General features: G+C 36.0%; 22 protein-coding genes. 2 read left to right on the forward strand and 20 right to left on the reverse strand.

What is annotated here, in order from left to right; translation table 11 throughout:
• Positions 1-15: 15 nt before the first annotated feature.
• Entirely contained in the window at positions 16-1485 is a 1470-nt protein-coding gene (guaB, locus tag BBS29_RS03320; protein ID WP_068129028.1) for an IMP dehydrogenase, read from the reverse strand.
• Between the two features lie 186 nt (positions 1486-1671).
• Between guaB and BBS29_RS03325 the strand changes: the two genes are divergently transcribed.
• Positions 1672-2058 (forward strand): general stress protein, encoded by a 387-nt coding sequence (locus BBS29_RS03325; RefSeq protein WP_068129030.1) that lies wholly within the window; start codon positions 1672-1674, stop codon positions 2056-2058.
• Between the two features lie 79 nt (positions 2059-2137).
• Here the strand turns inward: BBS29_RS03325 and BBS29_RS03330 are convergent, their stop codons facing one another.
• Both BBS29_RS03330 and BBS29_RS03335 read right to left on the reverse strand, forming a co-directional pair.
• Positions 2138-2608 carry a hypothetical protein gene (locus BBS29_RS03330; protein WP_070622657.1) on the reverse strand — a complete coding sequence of 157 codons (471 nt, stop codon included), beginning with the start codon at positions 2606-2608 and terminating at the stop codon, positions 2138-2140.
• Positions 2609-2794: 186 nt separating this feature from the next.
• Positions 2795-3637 (reverse strand): helix-turn-helix domain-containing protein, encoded by an 843-nt coding sequence (locus tag BBS29_RS03335; protein ID WP_068129035.1) that lies wholly within the window; start codon positions 3635-3637, stop codon positions 2795-2797.
• A 133-nt stretch (positions 3638-3770) separates the two neighbouring features.
• On the opposite strand from BBS29_RS03335, the gene BBS29_RS03340 reads away from it, so the two are divergent.
• Positions 3771-4244 carry a general stress protein gene (locus tag BBS29_RS03340; protein ID WP_143861254.1) on the forward strand — a complete coding sequence of 158 codons (474 nt, stop codon included), beginning with the start codon at positions 3771-3773 and terminating at the stop codon, positions 4242-4244.
• 17 nt (positions 4245-4261) lie between these two features.
• Here the strand turns inward: BBS29_RS03340 and BBS29_RS03345 are convergent, their stop codons facing one another.
• From BBS29_RS03345 to mnmE, 17 genes are all read right to left on the reverse strand, one after another.
• A complete protein-coding gene (locus BBS29_RS03345) occupies positions 4262-5692 on the reverse strand; it encodes a M20 family metallopeptidase (protein ID WP_068129039.1) in 1431 nt (476 codons plus the stop codon).
• 14 nt (positions 5693-5706) lie between these two features.
• Positions 5707-6981, reverse strand: coding sequence for an amidohydrolase (locus BBS29_RS03350; protein WP_083286856.1), 1275 nt, complete (start codon positions 6979-6981; stop codon positions 5707-5709).
• A gap of 11 nt (positions 6982-6992) precedes the next feature.
• Positions 6993-8516, reverse strand: coding sequence for an AbgT family transporter (locus BBS29_RS03355; protein WP_068129043.1), 1524 nt, complete (start codon positions 8514-8516; stop codon positions 6993-6995).
• Between the two features lie 126 nt (positions 8517-8642).
• Positions 8643-8882 (reverse strand): 30S ribosomal protein S18, encoded by a 240-nt coding sequence (gene rpsR, locus BBS29_RS03360; RefSeq protein ID WP_040928931.1) that lies wholly within the window; start codon positions 8880-8882, stop codon positions 8643-8645.
• Positions 8883-9017: 135 nt separating this feature from the next.
• The gene (modB, locus tag BBS29_RS03365) at positions 9018-9683 is read right to left on the reverse strand and encodes a molybdate ABC transporter permease subunit (RefSeq protein ID WP_084778818.1); all 666 of its coding nucleotides are present in this window, start codon (positions 9681-9683) and stop codon (positions 9018-9020) included.
• 7 nt (positions 9684-9690) lie between these two features.
• Complete coding sequence (gene modA, locus BBS29_RS03370) at positions 9691-10452, reverse strand: molybdate ABC transporter substrate-binding protein (RefSeq protein ID WP_068129045.1); 762 nt, start codon at positions 10450-10452, stop codon at positions 9691-9693.
• Positions 10453-11298, reverse strand: a complete 846-nt coding sequence (modA, locus tag BBS29_RS03375) for a molybdate ABC transporter substrate-binding protein (RefSeq protein ID WP_068129047.1) — start codon at positions 11296-11298, stop codon at positions 10453-10455.
• Positions 11299-11478: 180 nt separating this feature from the next.
• Positions 11479-11955 (reverse strand): single-stranded DNA-binding protein, encoded by a 477-nt coding sequence (gene ssb, locus BBS29_RS03380; protein WP_068129049.1) that lies wholly within the window; start codon positions 11953-11955, stop codon positions 11479-11481.
• Positions 11956-11979: 24 nt separating this feature from the next.
• Complete coding sequence (gene rpsF, locus BBS29_RS03385) at positions 11980-12285, reverse strand: 30S ribosomal protein S6 (RefSeq protein ID WP_040928935.1); 306 nt, start codon at positions 12283-12285, stop codon at positions 11980-11982.
• 132 nt (positions 12286-12417) lie between these two features.
• Positions 12418-13518, reverse strand: a complete 1101-nt coding sequence (gene ychF / locus BBS29_RS03390) for a redox-regulated ATPase YchF (protein ID WP_068129051.1) — start codon at positions 13516-13518, stop codon at positions 12418-12420.
• A gap of 17 nt (positions 13519-13535) precedes the next feature.
• Positions 13536-13721, reverse strand: a complete 186-nt coding sequence (locus BBS29_RS03395) for a DUF951 domain-containing protein (RefSeq protein WP_068129053.1) — start codon at positions 13719-13721, stop codon at positions 13536-13538.
• 12 nt (positions 13722-13733) lie between these two features.
• The gene (locus BBS29_RS03400; RefSeq protein ID WP_143861256.1) at positions 13734-14663 is read right to left on the reverse strand and encodes a mechanosensitive ion channel family protein; all 930 of its coding nucleotides are present in this window, start codon (positions 14661-14663) and stop codon (positions 13734-13736) included.
• Complete coding sequence (locus BBS29_RS03405) at positions 14664-15452, reverse strand: ParB/RepB/Spo0J family partition protein (protein ID WP_068129055.1); 789 nt, start codon at positions 15450-15452, stop codon at positions 14664-14666. It lies immediately after the preceding gene.
• Between the two features lie 13 nt (positions 15453-15465).
• Positions 15466-16275 carry a ParB/RepB/Spo0J family partition protein gene (locus BBS29_RS03410; protein ID WP_068129056.1) on the reverse strand — a complete coding sequence of 270 codons (810 nt, stop codon included), beginning with the start codon at positions 16273-16275 and terminating at the stop codon, positions 15466-15468.
• Positions 16276-16288: 13 nt separating this feature from the next.
• Positions 16289-17005: a 16S rRNA (guanine(527)-N(7))-methyltransferase RsmG gene (gene rsmG, locus BBS29_RS03415; protein ID WP_040928943.1), complete on the reverse strand. Its 717-nt coding sequence runs from the start codon at positions 17003-17005 to the stop codon at positions 16289-16291.
• A 42-nt stretch (positions 17006-17047) separates the two neighbouring features.
• A complete protein-coding gene (mnmG, locus tag BBS29_RS03420) occupies positions 17048-18928 on the reverse strand; it encodes a tRNA uridine-5-carboxymethylaminomethyl(34) synthesis enzyme MnmG (RefSeq protein WP_068129057.1) in 1881 nt (626 codons plus the stop codon).
• An 11-nt stretch (positions 18929-18939) separates the two neighbouring features.
• Positions 18940-20316 carry a tRNA uridine-5-carboxymethylaminomethyl(34) synthesis GTPase MnmE gene (gene mnmE, locus BBS29_RS03425; protein ID WP_068129060.1) on the reverse strand — a complete coding sequence of 459 codons (1377 nt, stop codon included), beginning with the start codon at positions 20314-20316 and terminating at the stop codon, positions 18940-18942.
• Positions 20317-20321 lie beyond the last annotated feature (5 nt).

Below are 20321 nucleotides of genomic sequence, written 5' to 3' on the forward strand. Positions count from 1 at the left end.
TTTATAGCCTCTCTCTTAAATAGAGTAGTTCGGAGCTTCTTTAGTAACTTGAACGTTATGTGGGTGACTTTCGATAAGTCCAGCTGACGTAATACGTGTGAATCGACTGTTTTCTCTTAATGCTTTAAGGTCTTTAGAGCCTGTGTAACCCATACCTGAACGTAATCCACCCATTAACTGATAAATTGTATCTGCTACAGGTCCTTTGTACTCTGTACGACCTTCGATACCTTCAGGAACGTATTTAGTCGCTTCTTTTTCATCTTGGAAGTAACGGTCACTTGAACCTTGTTCCATTGCACCGAGCGATCCCATACCACGATATGTTTTATAACGACGACCTTGGAACATTTCAATTTCACCTGGAGATTCTGTCGTACCTGCGAGTAAACTACCTAGCATTACGACATGTCCGCCTGCTGCTAAAGCTTTAACGATATCTCCTGATAATTTAATACCACCATCTGCGATGATTGATTTACCATGTTTACGTGCTTCAGTTGCACAGTCATAAATTGCAGTGATTTGTGGTACACCAACACCTGTAACGACACGCGTTGTACAAATAGATCCTGGTCCAATACCTACTTTAACTGCGTCAACACCCGCTTCAATTAAAGCTCTCGTACCTTCAGCTGTGGCAACGTTTCCTGCGATTACTTCGACTTCTGGATATTCTTCAACAATCTTTTTGATTGCGTTTAAAACGCCTGCTGAATGTCCGTGTGCTGTGTCGATAACTAACGCATCTACACCAGCTTTTACTAATTCTTCAATACGTTTGTCTGTATCTCTAGAAATACCAACTGCTGCAGCTACAAGTAAGCGTCCATGCTCATCTTTAGCAGCATTTGGGAATTCGATGACTTTTTCGATGTCTTTAATCGTAATTAAACCTTTTAATACGTTGTTTTCATCGACAATTGGAAGCTTTTCAATACGATGTTGTTGAAGAATGCTCTGTGCATCTTCTAACGTAGTACCTTCTGGTGCTGTAATCAGATTTTCTTTAGTCATTACGTCATCAATTACTACTGAATAGTCTGTAATAAAACGTAAGTCACGATTTGTTAGGATGCCAATGAGTTTTTTCTCTTCTGGATTATTTACAATTGGAACACCTGAAATACGATATTTACCCATTAAATGTTCAGCCGCGAATACTTTTTCTTCTTTTGTTAAGAAGAATGGATCTGTAATTACACCGTTTTCTGAACGTTTAACTTTCTCTACTTCTTCGCATTGTGCTTCGATTGACATATTTTTGTGAATAACACCTAAACCACCTTGGCGTGCAATCGCAATCGCCATTTTAGACTCTGTAACAGTATCCATACCTGCAGAGATTATTGGAATGCCGAGCTTAATTTTGTCAGTCAGTTGCACACTTGTGTCTACTTCTCTTGGTAGAATTTCTGAATGAGCTGGCATAAGTAGTACGTCGTCAAACGTCAATCCTTCTTTAGTAAATTTGTTTTCCCACATTGAACTAGCCTCCTAAAATAGATTAGTACTATTATAGACCAGTCTAAAACGTATTTAAAGTATATTATTTTCAAGATTAAATATTTTAAATTGTCTAAATTGTGTATGAATTTAATTATATCTGTTTACATGAATTTATTTAGGGTAGATATAAGTATGACTATAAAATAAACGAGGTGTTCTATTATGGAACAAAATAGAAATATAGAAGTGTTTGATGATATCGGTAACGTAAGTAAAAGAGTACAACAATTAAGACACGAAGGTGTCGATGAAAGACGTGTCATTCTTTTCTCAAAACATTCTCCTCCGACAGAATTTACTCGCGAGCATGATGTAGAAATTCGTATGGGAGAAGGAAATTTATGGCAAAAGTTTGAGTCTTTATTTACTGATAAAGACGGCGAAGAGCGAGCTACTGAAGATTTACAATTTACTCCTTATGAAGAAACAGAGTTTAGTAACGCTATGGATGCTGATCAATACGTACTTTATATTCCGTATCAGAGTATAGCGCAAGTACAACTTGAAGATGAAGAAAAAATCGATCTAAGTAAAAGAGACAATTACTAAAATTAATGAAAAAGAAGAGACGTTAATTTGAGCTGCACCCCTAAAGTTGGACACTAAAATCCAACTTTAGGGTAGCACATCAATTCGTATCTTCTTTTTCATTTACAAATAAATATTCCTCTCGTATCGAGTAATTAAAGCGCTTTAAAAAGTTTCGATATTCTTTTAATGATTTACGTTTTCCAGGGTGACGCGGAATCGTTACTTTGTTATGACGTTTTAAAAATAGATAATAGCTCTCACATAGATGGTCTGTAAATCCAGTAAATAGTTGATGTTGATATCGTTTGTATAACGCATCATTGTGTTTTAATAAATGTTCAACTTCTTCATACATCTTAATAATTCGATTTACTTCTTTAATCAGTTGGTTGTTAATTTCTTCATCCATTTCTAAAAACTGGAACACTTCTTTATACATACTGCTAATTCCGCTTTTAATAATATCGATACAATAATCACAGTAACGCTTTACTTCGTCGCAGCTGCTTTCACGTTTCTTGCATTCTAAAATATCACATATCAATAATCGATCATTTAACGACTTCATCAATATGCCTCACTATTTTAAAAAATAATAAAATCCGGACAGATGCAGTCGTCCAACTGTTGTATTGTAATTAACATCGTAGTGACTAAATATAACATTCTCATTAAATATCTCTCCTCTTAATTTAAATGATTGTAAATTTAAATCGATTATAGCAGAGCGTATTTTAAATGTTATCGATTAATTTTAATCTATTCGTATACGAATATTGCTTAATCTTTGCTTGATTTTCTCATTTGGATAATCTTTTAATAAGCATTTCATATACGTGAATTGATCATGTAGTAAGGGGTCCTTTGTATTCATGTATAACAACAGTCGTGAATACTCGATGTCTGTTTTTAAATACGTCGACTCGAATTGCTTTTGTAGCGCTGTTGCATTGTCTAACTCTCTTTTTACAAGATGAAACCATCCTTTACGGCAATAAATTGCTGCTAAGTTACCATAAACTCTTATGATATGTTTAAAGTTTTGTCGAGTAACAAGGACATTTTTGATAACATGATTCGCTTTTTTAAAATGTTGAAACGCTTCTCGTCCTAACTGTAACTCTATAATCCCTATCATTAAATGAATCTCTGCGAGTATCACGTCGATAGGATTGTATATTTCTAGCATTGATTTAGCTTCTTGTAACAAGTGGATTGCACGAACTAAATCGTCTGCTCTATAGCTTAAAAGTGCTTCATGGTATATACAATATGTATTTAAGTATGAATTTTTCTCACGTATGTAGCTTGGAATACCTTCAAGTACTTCTTTCATTTTAGTAAAATCTTTATGTTTCCTTGCGTCATCTAATTGCTTTCTCGGACTAATTAAATCGAGTTGCATTATGAATTCTTCTCTGTCGATATCTAACGTTTCTAACAAGGCAAAAAACTCTCGTACACTTCCCGTATCGTGTCCATTTTCAATGCGTGAAATCACCGTTTGACTAATTGAACTCTCAAGAGATAAATCATGCTGAGTCCATTTGAGTCGTTGTCGTTTATCTTTTAAATAGAACATCAATTCTTTCAACATTATTTTTACCTCATAAATATATTTGATATAAACATATCCTATAAATTATAAAAGTACAACTTATAACAGAGCGAGTTATCATATAGACGATTATGGTATCATTTAAGTACATAGATCAATAATAGGGGTTGAAATGATGACGCTATATACATTCCAAGACGAAAAATCGCTCGTTGATAAAATTACTGAATTAAAATTAAATTTTATTAAGACGCGCCAAATGACTGTAGTCAGTAATAAACGACCAACGAAAGAATTTAAACATAATACAGATGTTGAATTTGTAAAAGGTGATGGAACGATATGGGAAAGAACCGTTGGAGGGCTTTTTAACAAATCTCCAGAATCACTCATATCACGCCGCTTTAACCTAGATGGCGAGAGTTTAAATACGTATCATGAAGCACTTATAAACGGTGAGTTTATACTTATTATCAATGATGGAAAAAAAGAAGTCGAAATAGATGATGAAACAGATTTAAAGCCAAAATCTGAGGCGAATCACGTATTAGAAGATGAAGAATTTGTAGAAATACTGGATAGCTATGGGCTGAACTCTGAGCGTTCATTTATAGAAGGGAATAATAAAAAAACGAAGAGAGGATAATATCCTCTCTTCGTTTTTTATGGTTGCGGGTTTACATCTTTTGGAATCGGGTTTTCATATGGTTGTTTTTTTAGTTTTTCTTCGTGTTCTTCTTTCATTTCACTTAGAAGTGTTTCGTCATGAAGTACGTGAACTGCTGTATTTGCCATCACTCTCGCTGCTCTGTACATCCCTTTAAATGCATAACTTGATAGACCTTGCGCTGTCATTTGCCACGTATGAAGTGGTGTTCCAAATGCTGACGTTGCTGCAGATATTTGTGCAGTTGGAGTGACCCAACTTACATCTGCAACGTCTGTTGATCCGAGCATTATCTTGCCCGTTACAACGTAATCATGAACGACGTCACTTAATGGTTTTCCGATTACTTTTTCGCCATCTACAACCGCACCAAAACTCTCATTGGCTTTAATTGCTCCTTCTTTTTCACTATCTGAAAGTGTATCGACAATTTTTTGAGCGAATTTGAGTTCTTCATCTGTAAAAGTAATTTCCGCTTCTTCTTTTTTAAGATAATCGTACATGACCGCTTCAAGTGCGCGGTTCGGTTCGTAGTCTGAACATGCTTTTTGAATTTCAAATGATGATTCTGTTTCTGTCATTAATGCAGCACCTTGAGCTATCTTTTTAACACGTTCAAATAATTCGCGTGTTTCTTTTAACGTTTCTGCACGGATTAAATACAACACTTCTGCGTCTGATTGAACGACGTTAGGAGAAGTTCCTCCTGTATTTAACACTGCGTAATGGACACGCGCCGTGTCACTCATATGTTCACGCATATAGTTAACGCCAACGTTCATAAGTTCTACAGCGTCTAACGCACTACGACCAAGTTCAGGAGATTGTGCAGCGTGTGCACTCGTACCTTTAAATTTAAACTTCACTTGATAGTTTGCGAGTGTTTTGTTCATCATTACAGCGTTAATTGGCGCTGGATGCCAACAAAATGCATAATCTAAATCATCAAATACGCCTTCACGACTCATAAATGTTTTACCAGATCCGCCTTCTTCTCCTGGCGTTCCGTAGTAAATTACAGTTCCTTCTAGATTATTAGCTTCGAGATATTCTTTTACAGCGATTGCTGCAGCAAGTGACCCGATACCGAGTAGGTTATGTCCACAACCGTGACCATTCCCTCCATCTTCAATAGGACTATGCTCAGCAATGCCTGGCTCTTGACTTAAACCAGATAATGCATCGAATTCTCCAAGAAAACCAATGACTGGTTTCCCAGAACCAAATTTTCCTAAAAATGCCGTATCGATATTTGCGACATTTTCTTCAACTTCGAATCCTTCATGTTTTAACGTTTCGATTAACTTTTTTGATGAATTATATTCTTGAAAGCGCGTCTCTGGATGTTCAAATATATACGTACTAACCTCGTTTAAAAATTTTGATTTTGACTCAATAATATCTTTTATAAATTCTTCATGTTTCATTAATTTCAAATCCTTCATTTTAACTCATTTAAAATATTAATAAATGTCGTAATCGCAACTTCTAGAACTGCTTCATCAACATCAAACGACGGATGATGGTGACCGTACTTTAAGTGATATGGAAAAATTAAATACGTCGCTTTTCCATTATTTTCCTGAACAATATTTATAAATACTGCTGCATCTTCCGATGCGTCCATAGACACTTCATCGACAATTGTTTTTACAGCGTCATTACTTACAGTCGCACTTTTCACAATATCGATCATCTCTTTAGAACATGTCGCACTCGGTGCGAATCCTTCAACCGTAATTTTACTCTCACAGCCGTACATCTTTGCACCGTTTTCGATAATCTCTTTTGCACGTTCAAACATATATTCATTTAACTGTGTCGTTTCCCCGCGTGACTCACACTCGAGTTTTGCATAATCCGGTATAATATTTCGACCTTGTCCTGCTTGCAGTGTACCGACGTTTAACCTTGTTGCTCCTTCTCTATGTGGTGCGATTGTATTTAATGATAAAGCAATCGCTGATGCTGCGAGAAGTGCGTTGTTGCCGTCTTGCGGATTAGACCCCGCGTGAGATGACTGACCGAAAAGTTCAACGTTGAACTTTGTACTTGCTAAAAAGTTTGTCGCTGTCGCTCCTACTGTCCCGACTTCTTCGCTGATTGTCCCGACGTGTCCACTTAAAAAGTAGTCCGCATCATCTAACCAACCTTTTTTAGCATAACTTGCCGCACCTCTAACACCTTCTTCAGAGTTTTGAAATATAATTGTATACTTCCCTGTTAACTCATCGATATGTTCGTCGATATACGTCGCTACACTAATTCCAATCGCTGCATGAGCGTCATGACCACAAGCATGCATCTCACCGTCATGTTTCGACTGAAATCCTTCTTTAAACGGAACGTGTTCAATCTCATTACTTTCCTTAATTGGTAACGCGTCGATATCAAATCGAAGGACCACATGAGGTCCTTTTTGATTTGTATCGATTGTCGCAACTACACCTGTTTTATACGGGTGTATTTTTTCTAGAAATGAAGACGGTACTCCGTAATCTAATGCACGTTGATATGTGTTTGCCATTACGTCATCACTCGGTAAACCGACTTGCGTGTCAATATCGAGTGCGTCGTCTCCAACATATAAATTAAAGTTTGTTTGAGACAGTCTTTCATAAATTAAGTATGTCGTAATATACTCTGTAAATCCAACTTCTGGAACTTGATGTAGTAACCTACGATTTTCTTTTGCATACTTAATTAGCTCGTCCATAAATATCCCTTCTATCCTCTAGATTCTAATAACGTATATGCACCTGGTCCGAGTGGCAGGCCTGTATAGTAGAACACTAATAGTAATATGATCCATGCAAATAAGAATGAGAATGCGTATGGAATCATTAATGACATATATGTTCCAATATTTGAATTTTTATCGTAACGTCTCATAAATGAAATAATAACAATCATTAAAGGATACAGTGGTGTTACGATGTTCATACTAGAGTCTGCGATTCTGTATGCTGCTTGTACGAATGCTGGGTCATAACCGAGTTGCATAAACATCGGTATAAATACCGGTGCTTCTAATGCCCATTTTGCTGATCCTGAAGTAATTAAGAAGTTTAATAAACCAGTAAATATGACATATAGAATAATTAGCGGAATACCTGTGAATTGGATACTTTCAAAGAATGCTGCACCGTTTACTGCTAACCAAATTGCTAAGTTAGACCAGTTAAAGTACGCGATGAACTGAGCAATCGCAAACACTAATACGATATAAGGTGCCATATCTTTTATCGCTTCCGCCATTTTATTAGTGACATCTGTTGAAGTCTTTAACACTTTTGTCGTAAAGCCAAACGTCACACCAACAATCATGAACCATACTAAAATAACAGGTACAATTCCTTTTAATAATGGAGAATTTAAAAATCCACCGTCTTCTCCTGCTAAATATGAGTTTGGTAAGAAGAATCCACCAACGATAAGTCCCCAGTAAATAACTGATGCGATTACCGCTAATAACACACCGCGTCCACCATTTTGAACTTCAGTTTCTTCTTCATCTTCTACTGCACCTTCATATGTACCGAGTCTTGGCTCTATGAATCTCGTCGTAATTAACCCACCGATAATCGTTAACATAAATACTGATACTACGTTAAAGAAGTAGTTATCTAATGGAGTCACTACAAATTCTGGATCAATAATTCTCGCCGCTTCTGTAGAAATACCAGAAAGTAATACGTCTGTACCCGCGACTAATAAGTTCGCTGTAAATCCGGCACCTGCACCCGCGAAACCTGCTGCAAGACCAGCAAGTGGGTGACGTCCAACTTTATAAAATACGAGCGCTGCGAGTGGCGGAATGATAACTGCGGAAGCATCTGAAGCAATGTTCCCCATAATACCAACAAACACAACTGTATACGTAAGTATAAATGGTGGTGCTTTAAGTAAAGTTTTTCTAATTACATAATCAAAAAATCCTACTTTTTCTACAAGTCCAACACCGAGCATCATCGCTAATACGAGACCAAGTGGTGCGAAACCTGTGAAGTTCGTCACTGTCTCAGTTAATATAAATTCAATACCTTCACGTGACAGTAAACTTTTAACTTCAACAACTTCACCTGTTGACGGGTGCACTGTTGATGCACCAAGGCTTGTTGCAATAACTGATATAACAACTATTAAGACTGCAAATATTAAAAATAGTACAAAGGGATCCGGTAAACGTGATCCAATTTTTTCAATCACGTCTAACGTTCTTTGAAATAGACTTTTCTTCGTGTTTTCCATGGAATACACCTCCACTTATAGTTATAGTAATCATAAAATATTTTTAGCCTATAAAGCAATCGTTTTCAAAATAAAACAGAAAAAAATACCCTCGCTGTAACCTCTAGTACAGTGAGGGTGTTAAGATTAAGCTTCTTCTTTAATGAAAGGAAGTAATCCCATGTGACGTGCACGTTTAATTGCAGTTGTTAACTGACGTTGATACTTCGCTGAAGTACCTGTAACACGTCTTGGTAAAATTTTACCACGTTCTGAAATGAATTTTTTCAGAAGATCTACTTCTTTATAGTCGATGTGCGTAATTCCGTTTGCAGTAAAGTAGCAAACTTTTCTACGACGACGACCGCCTCTTCTTGGACCTGCCATAGTAATCCTCCTCTTGATTATAGATTTACTATCGATGTGTGTGATCGATATTCGTATCTATAACTACATATTCAAAACGTGTATAGTAGTGTGTGTTTATGTGCTTTACTATTATATAGTGTTTAATTTTTAATGTCAATTTTCTTTTACGCGGATAAATAGCATCATCACAAAACTAATTGTAATAATTGAAATCACCCACATCCAAGCGAGTGTCATGTTACCTGATTGAATCGCTGAGTATACAGCTGTAGGTAACGTTTGTGTTTTACCAGGGATATTACCTGCAAACATCAACGTCGCACCGAATTCACCGAGTGCACGTGCGAAACTTAACATCGCTCCTGTAATGAGTAAATTTTTTGACAGAGGAATAATTATTTTAAAAAATATACGTGCTTCTGAATTTCCATCTACACGTGCCGCTTCAATGATATGTTGATCAATTGATAAAAAACCATTTTTCGCTGATTGATACATTAAAGGAAATGCGACAACTGTACTTGCGATAATTGCTGCATATATCGTAAAGAGTACTCCGTGATCAAAAATCATATATATCAGCTGACCGATATACGACTTTTTACCAAATACGATAATGAGTATAAATCCAACTACTGTTGGTGGAAGTACAATTGGCAACATGAGTATCGTTTCTAAAACGACTTTACCTTTAAATTGATACTTCGTCATGAGACGCGCTACAAGTACACCAAATATAAATGCAAGTATAAGTGCAACTGACGCCACTTTTAGCGATAAAATTACCGGGGTCCAAAAGGCCATATCAGTAATATTCATATAAACCCTACTCTACAGTAAAACCGTACTTTTTAAAGATATCTAATACAGCGTCACTATTTAAGAAATCATAAAATTCCTTTACTGATTCAGACTCACTTAGTGTCCCAATCGGATAAATGATCGGTTTATGTGTGTCGCTACCAAATTCATCGACGATATCGACGTTGTCTTTTTCAGTTTCAGCATCTGTTTCATAAACAACCCCAGCGTCTACTTCACCTTGAGCAACGTAAGTGAGTACTGCACGTACATCACTTGCATATATAAATTTACTCTCTAATTCATCAAACAAATTAAGAGATGTGAACGCTTCTTTTGCATACTTTCCTGCTGGTACTGTTTCTACCTCACCAATTGCGATTTGTGATACGTATTTTAAATCATCAATTGAATTTACAGTACCGTCTTCAGGACGAATTAAAACGAGTTTGTTTTCAAGGTAATCTTTCTTTTCAAAAATTAACCCTTCGTCATCGACTTGTTTAAAATCATCTTGTGACGCTGAAATAAATAGATCAACTGGTGAACCTTTTAAAATCTGTTCACGTAACGCGCCTGAACCACCATAGTTGACATCGATTTTTACGTCACTTTCTTTGTTGTACTCTTCGATTACTTCATTTAGCGCATCTTGTAAACTTGCTGCTGCAGATACTGTAATCGTTTCTGCTTTTGTCTCTTTTTTACTTTCTTGTTTTGAATCATTACTACAAGCAGTTACTACTAATACAAAAATAAGTGAGATTAAGAATAGTATTCTTTTCATTTAAATAATATACCCATACTCAGAGAATACATCTAAACTATCGTTTGATAATAGGTAACTATAAACAGTTCGTGTGCTACTCTCGAGCTCTTCCTTTTTTATAATTCCTACTTTGTAGATATACGGTTCAACAATGTTACGTGGTAATCGTTTCAGGACATGATAATCTTCATCTGCTTCAACTTCTGATAGATATAAGACTCCAACAGATGCATTGTTATTTGCAATGTCTTGTTTTACATCGTCTACACTATCGCCGAGAATTAGATTGTCTGTCGTACTTACATCTTTAAATTCATCGTCTTCAAATACTTTTTTGCTCAACTCACCCTCTTCATAAAGCTCAGGGTTTAAGATAGCAATACGCGTATCTTCATCGATATCTGATGTCTTTTGAATATCTGGTGAATCTACTTTTGTAAATAATACAAGCTCATCCATCATGCCAACACCAGTGTCTTTATGTTCGATTAATTTTTCATCAATCATTTCATTTACAATATCTTCTGTTGTAAATACAATTGCATTTTTATCATTATTGATTGTTTCATCGATCATTTCATCATTTTTTAAATATTTAACGTCGAGAATGATGTCTTCATGACTTTCTTGGAAGTTTTTCGCAATTTCCTCAAATGGTTCTTGTAAGTTTTCACGTACATATATCGTTACAACTTCTGGTTCTATCGTTTTTACTTTTTCTTCTTCTTTTTCTTCTACCGTTTTGTCTTTACTCGGTGGCTCCTCTTTATTTGAAGATGAATTATTTTGACATGCGACCAATACAAATGTCACCGACATAAGTACAAATAGTATGATCGACTGTCTTTTATTTATAAAACTCATAACTAAACTCCTTAAAAAATAGCATTAAACACACTATATAAATATTTTAAAATAACTTATGTAAAAAAATAAACCGAGACGATTGTCTCGGTTTGCACACACCGAAATCCACACATTGATTTCAGTTTTAACACTACTAATACACATACAATTCGTAGTTATAAAATTAAATTCTCTATGTTAGAACGGTAAATCGTCTTCACTAATGTCTACGTTTCCTGTAGAATTCGCAAATGGATTCTCAGGTGGACGTGAACCGTAAGATTGATTTCCGCTGTTATACGGCTCAGAATAACTTTCTGCCGCATGACTTGCCTGATTACTGCTGTTTTGTCGATTTTTCGGTTCTAAGAACTGAACACTGTCACATACTACTTCTGTAACATATACTCTTTGGCCTTCTTTGTTTTCGTAGCTACGTGATTGGAGTCTTCCATCAACGCCTACTAAACTACCTTTTTGAACGTAGTTTTTAACGTTTTCTGCTTGTTTTCTAAATACAACACAGTTGATAAAGTCAGCACCACGTTCTCCGTTTCTGTCAGTAAATGGTCTGTTGACTGCTAAGGTAAAGTTACCTACTTGTACACCACTTTGACCAGCGCGGAGTTCAGGATCTCTTGTGAGACGGCCAACTAAAACGACACGATTCAGCATGTAATCATCTCCATTTTCTATTCATTACTTTTCTTCGCGTTCTTCGTCGCGAACTACGATGTGACGAATGATGTCGTTGCTGATTTTAGCAAGACGGTCAAATTCGTCAACTGCTTTTGAATCTTCTGCATCTAATTTAACAATTTGGTATAAACCGTCTTTGTAGTCTTCGATTTCGTAAGCTAAACGACGTTTACCCCACTCTTTAGATTCGATGATTTCAGCACCGTTAGAAGTAAGCACTTCGTCAAAACGCTCAACGAGTTGTTTTACTGCGTCTTCTTCTAAATCCGGACGTACGATATATAAAATCTCGTATGCTCTTTTCATCTTTACACCTCCTTATGGACTTTGCGGCCAAAACATTCGTTTTGGCAAGGAATAATTTTCATTACTCACAATCAGATATTATACCAGTTAGGTTTACGAAATACAATTGTTAATGTAACTATTCCTTAATTTTTAAACGTTAAATCTAAAATGCACGACGTCTCCGTCTTGCATAATATAATCTTTTCCTTCTAATCGTGATTTACCCGCTTCTTTTACAGCCGCTTCACTTCCTAGTTCTACGAGATCATCGTAACTCATTACTTCCGCACGGATAAACCCTTTTTGGAAATCTGTATGGATGATCCCAGCACATTCTGGTGCAGTCATTCCTTTTTTAAACGTCCATGCGCGTACTTCTTGAACGCCCGCTGTGAAGTATGTCGCAAGTCCTAATAAGTCGTATGTTTGACGAATTAATTTATCAAGTCCTGATTCTTCAAGTCCGAGTGCTTCTAAAAATTCGTTTTTATCTTCATCGTCGAGTACTGCCATTTCTTCTTCGACACGCGCAGATACTGGTACAACTTGTGCATCTTCCGCTTTTGCGTAATCGATGATTTTCTTTAAATATTCGTTGTTTTCTAAATCAGCTAATTCATCTTCAGCAACGTTTGCCACGTATATAATTGGCTTTTGTGTTAAGAAGTTTAAATGTTTTACAACTGCTTTTTCTTCAGCTGTCAGTGAAACTGAGCGTACTGGTTTGTTTTCTTCAAGTGCGACTTTAATTTTAGTTAATACATCTGTTTCAAACATTGCGTCCTTATCTTTTTGACGTGCCATTTTTTCAACACGTGGTAAGCGTCTTTCGATACTTTCTAAGTCTGCAAAAATTAACTCCATATTAATTACTTCGATGTCATCAATTGGATCGACTCTACCTGAAACGTGTGTAATGTTGTCGTCATCGAATGCACGAACGACCTGACAAATTGCGTCTACTTCACGGATATGAGATAAGAATTTGTTACCTAAACCTTCCCCTTTTGATGCACCTTTTACGATACCTGCGATATCTGTAAATTCAAATGCTGTTGGGACTGTCTTTTTTGGTACGACGATTTCAGTTAACTTATCAAGTCTTTCATCTGGTACGTCTACGATTCCGACGTTTGGGTCGATTGTTGCGAATGGATAGTTCGCAGCAAGTGCCCCTGCCTTAGTAATTGCGTTAAATAAAGTAGATTTACCAACGTTTGGTAATCCGACGATTCCTGCTGTTAATGCCATTATTTTCTCTCCTCAAATTAAAATTGTTTGACATGCTTTATACGTTTTATAAACTCTGGTCTCGGTAACATAATCGTACGATCACACGCTGTACATTTAATTTTGATATCTGCACCAAGACGCGTGACTTTAAATTCATTATTTCCACATGGATGTGGTTTTTTCATCTCAACAATACTGCCAAGCTGGAATTCTTTACTCATATATTTACCTCTTTATTGCTTCTCTTCATTAAATTCCACAGATGGAACACCAAGAGTAATTTCGTTATTTTTAAGAAGCGTTTGAATGTTTTTACGATAATCACGTAGCACCTGGAATTGTTCCATTGGACGCGTAATAAACATAATTCTATATTGTAATTGACCACTAATGAAATCTTGAACACCGAGTAATTGTGGTGGTTCTACGATACTTTCGTTTTTCTGCCAATTTTCTTCAAAATATACACTTAATAATCTTTCAACTCGACTAATATCTGTATCGATTGGTAAGTAAAATTCTAAGAAGCCTATTGAATTTTCTTTTGAAAAGTTCACAACTTCTCCTATTGTACCATTTGGCACCATATACATTTCAGAGTTATAACCTAAAACTTTCGAACTTCTAAGTCCGAGGTATACGACTTGTCCTTCTGCAATTGGTGATCCTTGATTTGTAAATTTTACAAAGTCACCTTTGTCGAACTGATTTTCTAAAATGATAAAAAACCCAGTAATCATATCTTTAACTAAACTTTGTGCACCAAAACCGATTGCTAAACCAGCAATCCCTGCCCCAGCGAGCAGTGTTCCAACTGGTATGTTAAATATTTCTAATATTGTCACGACAATAACGAACCATCCAAATACTGTCACGCTATTTTGTAACATACTTAGAAGTGTTTTATTGCGCTTTAAACTAATGGGTGCTCTACCTGGTCGAATGGAAATTTTCTTAAGTAAAAAGTTTTCGATAATACGATTGACAATTTTTATAATGATCATCCCTAAAATGACTATAAAAATTGACCATAATACACGTTCTCCAACGTTAACCCATAGTTCTACAGATGTGATTTTTTTCCATATCGTATCTAAAAAACTCGTATCTAATGGTGTATCAATTGCTTCGACTGCCATCAACGTTAGCCATTTTAGAATCATTTAATCCTCTCCTATTTCACTCAGTAATGTGACGAGTCGCTTGTACTCTTCAACACTCGTAAAAGATAAAACTATTTGTCCCTTTTTGCCGACTTGTTTAATATCGACATCCGTACCTAACCGTCGTTTTAAGGACTGTTCCACACGTGCGATTGGTGCGGGTTTTTCGACATATTTCTTTTCTGTTTTTTTAGTCGTTTCGAATTTACGTACAAAACGTTCTGTCTCACGAACATTCCACTTTTCATCGACAATTCGTTTAGCGATTTCTTCAATATGTAACTGATTTTTTAAACTGAGTAATGTTCGTCCGTGTGCTGTTGTTAATTTACCATCTTGTATAAGTTGTATTACTGAATGAGGTAAATTTAATAAACGAATCATGTTCGCGATATATGATCTCGATTTACCAAGCTTTTTAGCCGTTTCTGATTGATTGAGATTCAACGTTTCCATATATTTTTTGTAACTCATCGCTTCCTCAAATGGATCTAAATCTTCACGTTGTAAGTTTTCAATTATCGCATATGTCATCATTTCTTCATCTGACATTTCTTTGACAATCGCATCGATAGTTTCTAAGTTTAACGCTTTAAACGCACGCCATCTTCTCTCTCCAGCAATTAACGTATACCCTATAACAGTTTGACGCACAATAATCGGTTGAAGTAGTCCGTTTTCTTGTATAGAAACTTTTAATGCATTTAACTCTTTTTCGTCAAAATGCAGTCTCGGCTGATATGGATTCGGTTTGATGTCAGAAACACGAATACTTTCTAAACGACTCATTTCTGCATCTCTCCTACTTTTTAATTTTTATATTAATGATATACGTATCTTCATCTTCTGTTTTTTCACATAACACTTCATGACCGTGACGTTTAATTTTTTGAATTTCATTATCTAAATCATTCATGAGAAATGTCATGTCATCATTAAAGTTAATTTGCGTTTCTTTTTGTTTCAAACGGTTTTTAACGAGCTGCTCGGTATCTTTAACAGTTAAATCTTTGTCTTTTACTTTTTCTAACACTTCGTACTGCATAGCGTTATCTAAAGAAAGCATTGCCCTCGCGTGTCTTTCACTTATATCATTATTTTGTAACGCCGTTATAACGGGTGATGATAGCTTTAATAATCGTAATTTATTCGCGATAAAGGACTGACTTTTTCCAAGTGAATGCGCGAGATCCTTTTGTGTAATGTCATCCATAGATAATAAGTCTTTATATGCAAGTGCTTCTTCGTAAGGAGATAAGTCTTCACGTTGAATATTTTCAATAATCGCTATAACTGCTGCTTCTTGATCTGTAAAATAGCGAATAATCGATTCGACATTTTCAAAATGTAATGATTTTATTGCTCTAAAACGGCGTTCGCCTGCGATAATTTCATACATACCTTCTTCGATTGGTCGTAACGTAATCGGTTGAAGTAGACCATGAACTTCAATAGAATCGGCAAGTTCTTTGATCGATTTGTTATCAAATACTTTTCTCGGCTGGAATCTGTTCGGTACGATTTTTTCAACCGGTATTTTTTCAATCTTATCTTCAACGTGACGATCCGTTTTATCGAGTAGATTAAATAACTTTGAAAATGGCTTTTTCAACGTGATTCCTCCTTTACTTTACTAATGGTTTTTTATTCGGTGTACCTGGTTTTCTCGGGAAATCTCTCGGAGTTTTTCGTTTTTTATCGAATTCGATAATATAACGCTCGCTATTTTCATGTGGTAATGATAACGAGAACACTTGACTCAATTCTCCACCAAGTAATTCTAAAGCAAATTCCGCTTCTCTTAATTCTTCTTCTGCCTTTTGACCTTTTAATACGATTAAACGCCCACCTGTACGAACGAGTGGTAAACATAATTCTAGTAATACATTTAAGCGTGCAACTGCACGTGCTGTTACGATATCAAACATATGTCGTTGACCATGTTGACCGAATGTTTCTGCACGGTCATGTACTAATGTAATTTTATCTAATTTTAAGTTTGCTGTTAATTCATTTAAAAAAGTAATACGCTTTTTTAATGAATCGACGATCGTTATTTTTAAATCTGGACGAATGATTTTCATCGGTAATGAGGGGAACCCTGCACCTGCACCAACATCACAAATTGATGCACCTTCTTCGATATCTAAGAAAAATAACGGCGTAATTGAGTCATAGAAATGTTTTTCATACACTTCTTCTTCATCTGTAATTGCTGTTAAATTCATTTTTTCGTTCCATTCGACTAACATTTTAAAGTATATATCGAATTGTTCGAGCTGATAATCTGTCACTTCAATACCTTCGTCTTTTAAATAACTTATAAACTCTTCTCTTGTCATCATTATCCCTCTGAATTTAAGAAAAAAGGCTTAAATAAGCCTTTAATCTTGTATTTTCGCTATTTTCCCTTGTTCGATATAAACGAGTAAGATAGAAATATCTGCTGGGTTAACGCCAGAAATTCTAGACGCTTGTGCGAGATCTAACGGTCTTACTTCTTTTAACTTATCGCGCGCTTCTGACGCAAGTGAATGAATTTGATCGTAGTCGATATTATCTGGAATACGTTTACTTTCCATACGCTTCATTTTTTCAACTTGCGTTAAAGATTTTTTAATATAGCCATCGTATTTAATTTGAATTTCAATTTGTTCTTTCTCTTCAGGTGAAAGTACGGATTCTTCGTTTAGAATTTCCATAATATCATCGTAATTCATTTCTGGACGACGCAGTAAATCTCTAGCGAGAATGCCGTCTTTTAATCGAGATCCACCTTTATTTTCAATAATAGACTGCGTATGTTCATTTGGTTTAATACGAATCGATTCGAGTCTTTCAAGTTCATTTTCAATTCTTGCTTTTTTACTTTGGAATCTCTCATAACGCTCTTCTGATATAAGTCCTTCACGGTATCCAATATCAGTTAATCGTAAATCTGCATTGTCGTGACGTAAAATTAAACGGTGTTCTGCACGAGACGTTAATAATCTATATGGTTCCTCTGTTCCTTTTGTTACTAGGTCATCGATTAACACACCGATATACGCATCTGTACGACTTAAAATTAATGGTTCTTTACCAAGTAATTTGTTTGCTGCGTTAATACCCGCGATAATACCTTGTGCAGCCGCTTCCTCATAACCACTTGTTCCATTAATTTGTCCTGCTGTAAATAAATTTTCTATTTTTTTAGTTTCAAGTGTTGGCCATAATTGTGTCGGTACGACCGCATCGTATTCAATTGCGTAACCTGTACGCATCATACGTGCATTTTTAAGTCCAGGAATTGTCTTTAACATTTCTTGTTGTACATGTTCTGGCATACTCGTAGATAACCCTTGTACATAGACTTCTTTTGTATGTCTACCTTCAGGCTCTAAGAATATTTGGTGACGTGGTTTATCGTTGAATCGGACGATTTTATCTTCGATAGATGGACAATATCTCGGCCCTGTACCTTCGATAAGTCCAGAATACATTGCTGAAAGATGTAAGTTATCGTTTATAATTTCGTGTGTAAATTCATTCGTGTGAGTCAGCCAACATGGGAGTTGATTCATATTAAATTCTGTTGTGTCATAACTAAATGCACGTGGTACATCGTCACCAGGTTGAATTTCAGTTTCCTCGTAATCGATTGAGTCTGAATTCACGCGTGGCGGTGTACCTGTTTTAAAACGAACGATTTCAAATCCTAGTTCTTTTAATTGATCTGCAAGTTTTAATGAAGGCATTTGATGGTTTGGTCCTGAAGAATATTTTAAGTTTCCTAAAATAATTTCTCCACGTAAAAATGTACCTGTCGTGATAATCACTGCATCACTATAATATTCAGTGTTAATATTAGTGCGGACACCTTTTACGACATCATCTTCGATAATTAAAGCATCGACCATCGCTTGAAGGATATCTAGATTTTCTTCATCTTCTAATACTTGCTTCATCACTTTTTGATAATCTAATTTATCTGCTTGTGCGCGTAATGCACGAACTGCAGGTCCTTTACCCGTATTTAACATACGCATTTGAATATTTGTTTTATCGACAACTTTTGCCATTTCTCCGCCAAGAGCATCCACTTCTCTTACGACGATACCTTTAGCTGGACCCCCTACTGACGGGTTGCATGGCATAAACGCAATATTATCTAGGTTGATTGTCAGCATTAAAGTTTTTAACCCTTTACGAGCCGTTGCAAGTCCCGCTTCAATACCCGCATGTCCTGCACCGACGACGATACAATCGTATTTATTATGCTCCATAATTTTTCCTCCTATTTTCCTAAACAGAATTGACTAAATAGCTGATCAATCAATTCTTCTGAAACATCTTGACCAATTACTTCTCCGAGTAATTGCCACGTTTTTACTAAATCTATTTGGATCATATCTACTGGAATATCCATTTCAGCAGCTTCGATCGCATCAATAATACTTCTATGCGCTTGTTCTAGTAGATGAATATGACGATTATTTGATACGTAAGTTGAATCTTGTATCGAAATACCACCACTAAAGAATAACTCTTTAATACTTTCTTCTAAATCTTTAATCCCTGTGCCCTCTGTAACAGAAGTTAACACGACAGGAAAATCATAATCTGATTTTAAAGTATCGATATCAATTGTACCTTCTAAATCTGTCTTGTTGACGATAATGATGACGTTACGCTCTTTTAAATTGTTTAATATATCTTTATCTTCTTCTGAAAAACCAGTCGTATGATCTAATAGATAAAGTATTAATTCTGCATTTTGTAACGCTTCACGTGAACGTTCGACACCGATTTTCTCAACGATATCTTCTGTTTCACGAATGCCTGCAGTGTCTGTGAGTTTTAACGGAATACCATTGACGTTGACGTATTCCTCTAAAATATCTCGCGTTGTTCCTGCGATATCAGTAACGATTGCACGGTTATCTTGAATGAGATAGTTTAATAAAGAACTTTTACCAACGTTTGGTTTTCCGACGATTACTGTATTTAATCCTTCACGTAAAATACGTCCTTCACGTGATGATTTTAATAGGTCCTCGATTTCTGTTTTAATCGTGCGCGATGCTTCGAGTAATTGACGCGTCGTTGCTTCTTCGACATCATCATACTCTGGATAATCGATATTAACCTCAACTTGAGCAAGTACGACTAATATTTCTTGTCGTAAATGTTCAATATACTCTTTTAAGCGTCCTTGCATTTGTTGGTTCGCAATTTTAGACGCGTCATCTGTCTTTGATCGTATGAAATCCATAATTCCTTCTGCTTGAGATAAATCAATACGTCCATTTAAAAATGCACGTTTTGTAAACTCTCCCGGCTCTGCCATTTCAGCGCCATTTTGTAATGTTAACTGAAGGATATGATTTATTGTATGAATACCACCGTGGCAGTTAATTTCAACGATATCTTCACGTGTATATGTTTTTGGTGCACGCATAACGGCTACCATTACTTCTTCGATTACTTCGTTCGTTTTTGGATCGACGATATGACCGTAATTGATCGTATGAGAGTCTACTTCCTTTAAACTCTTTTTACCTTTATATAGTCGGTCTGCGATGGCGATTGCTTCATCTCCTGAAAGTCTGACAATTGCGATGGCTCCTTCACCAACCGGTGTTGATATACTCGAAATTGTGTCAAATTTCATTGGAT

It is taken from the genome of Nosocomiicoccus ampullae, from assembly GCF_001696685.1.
Classification (GTDB): domain Bacteria; phylum Bacillota; class Bacilli; order Staphylococcales; family Salinicoccaceae; genus Nosocomiicoccus; species Nosocomiicoccus ampullae_A.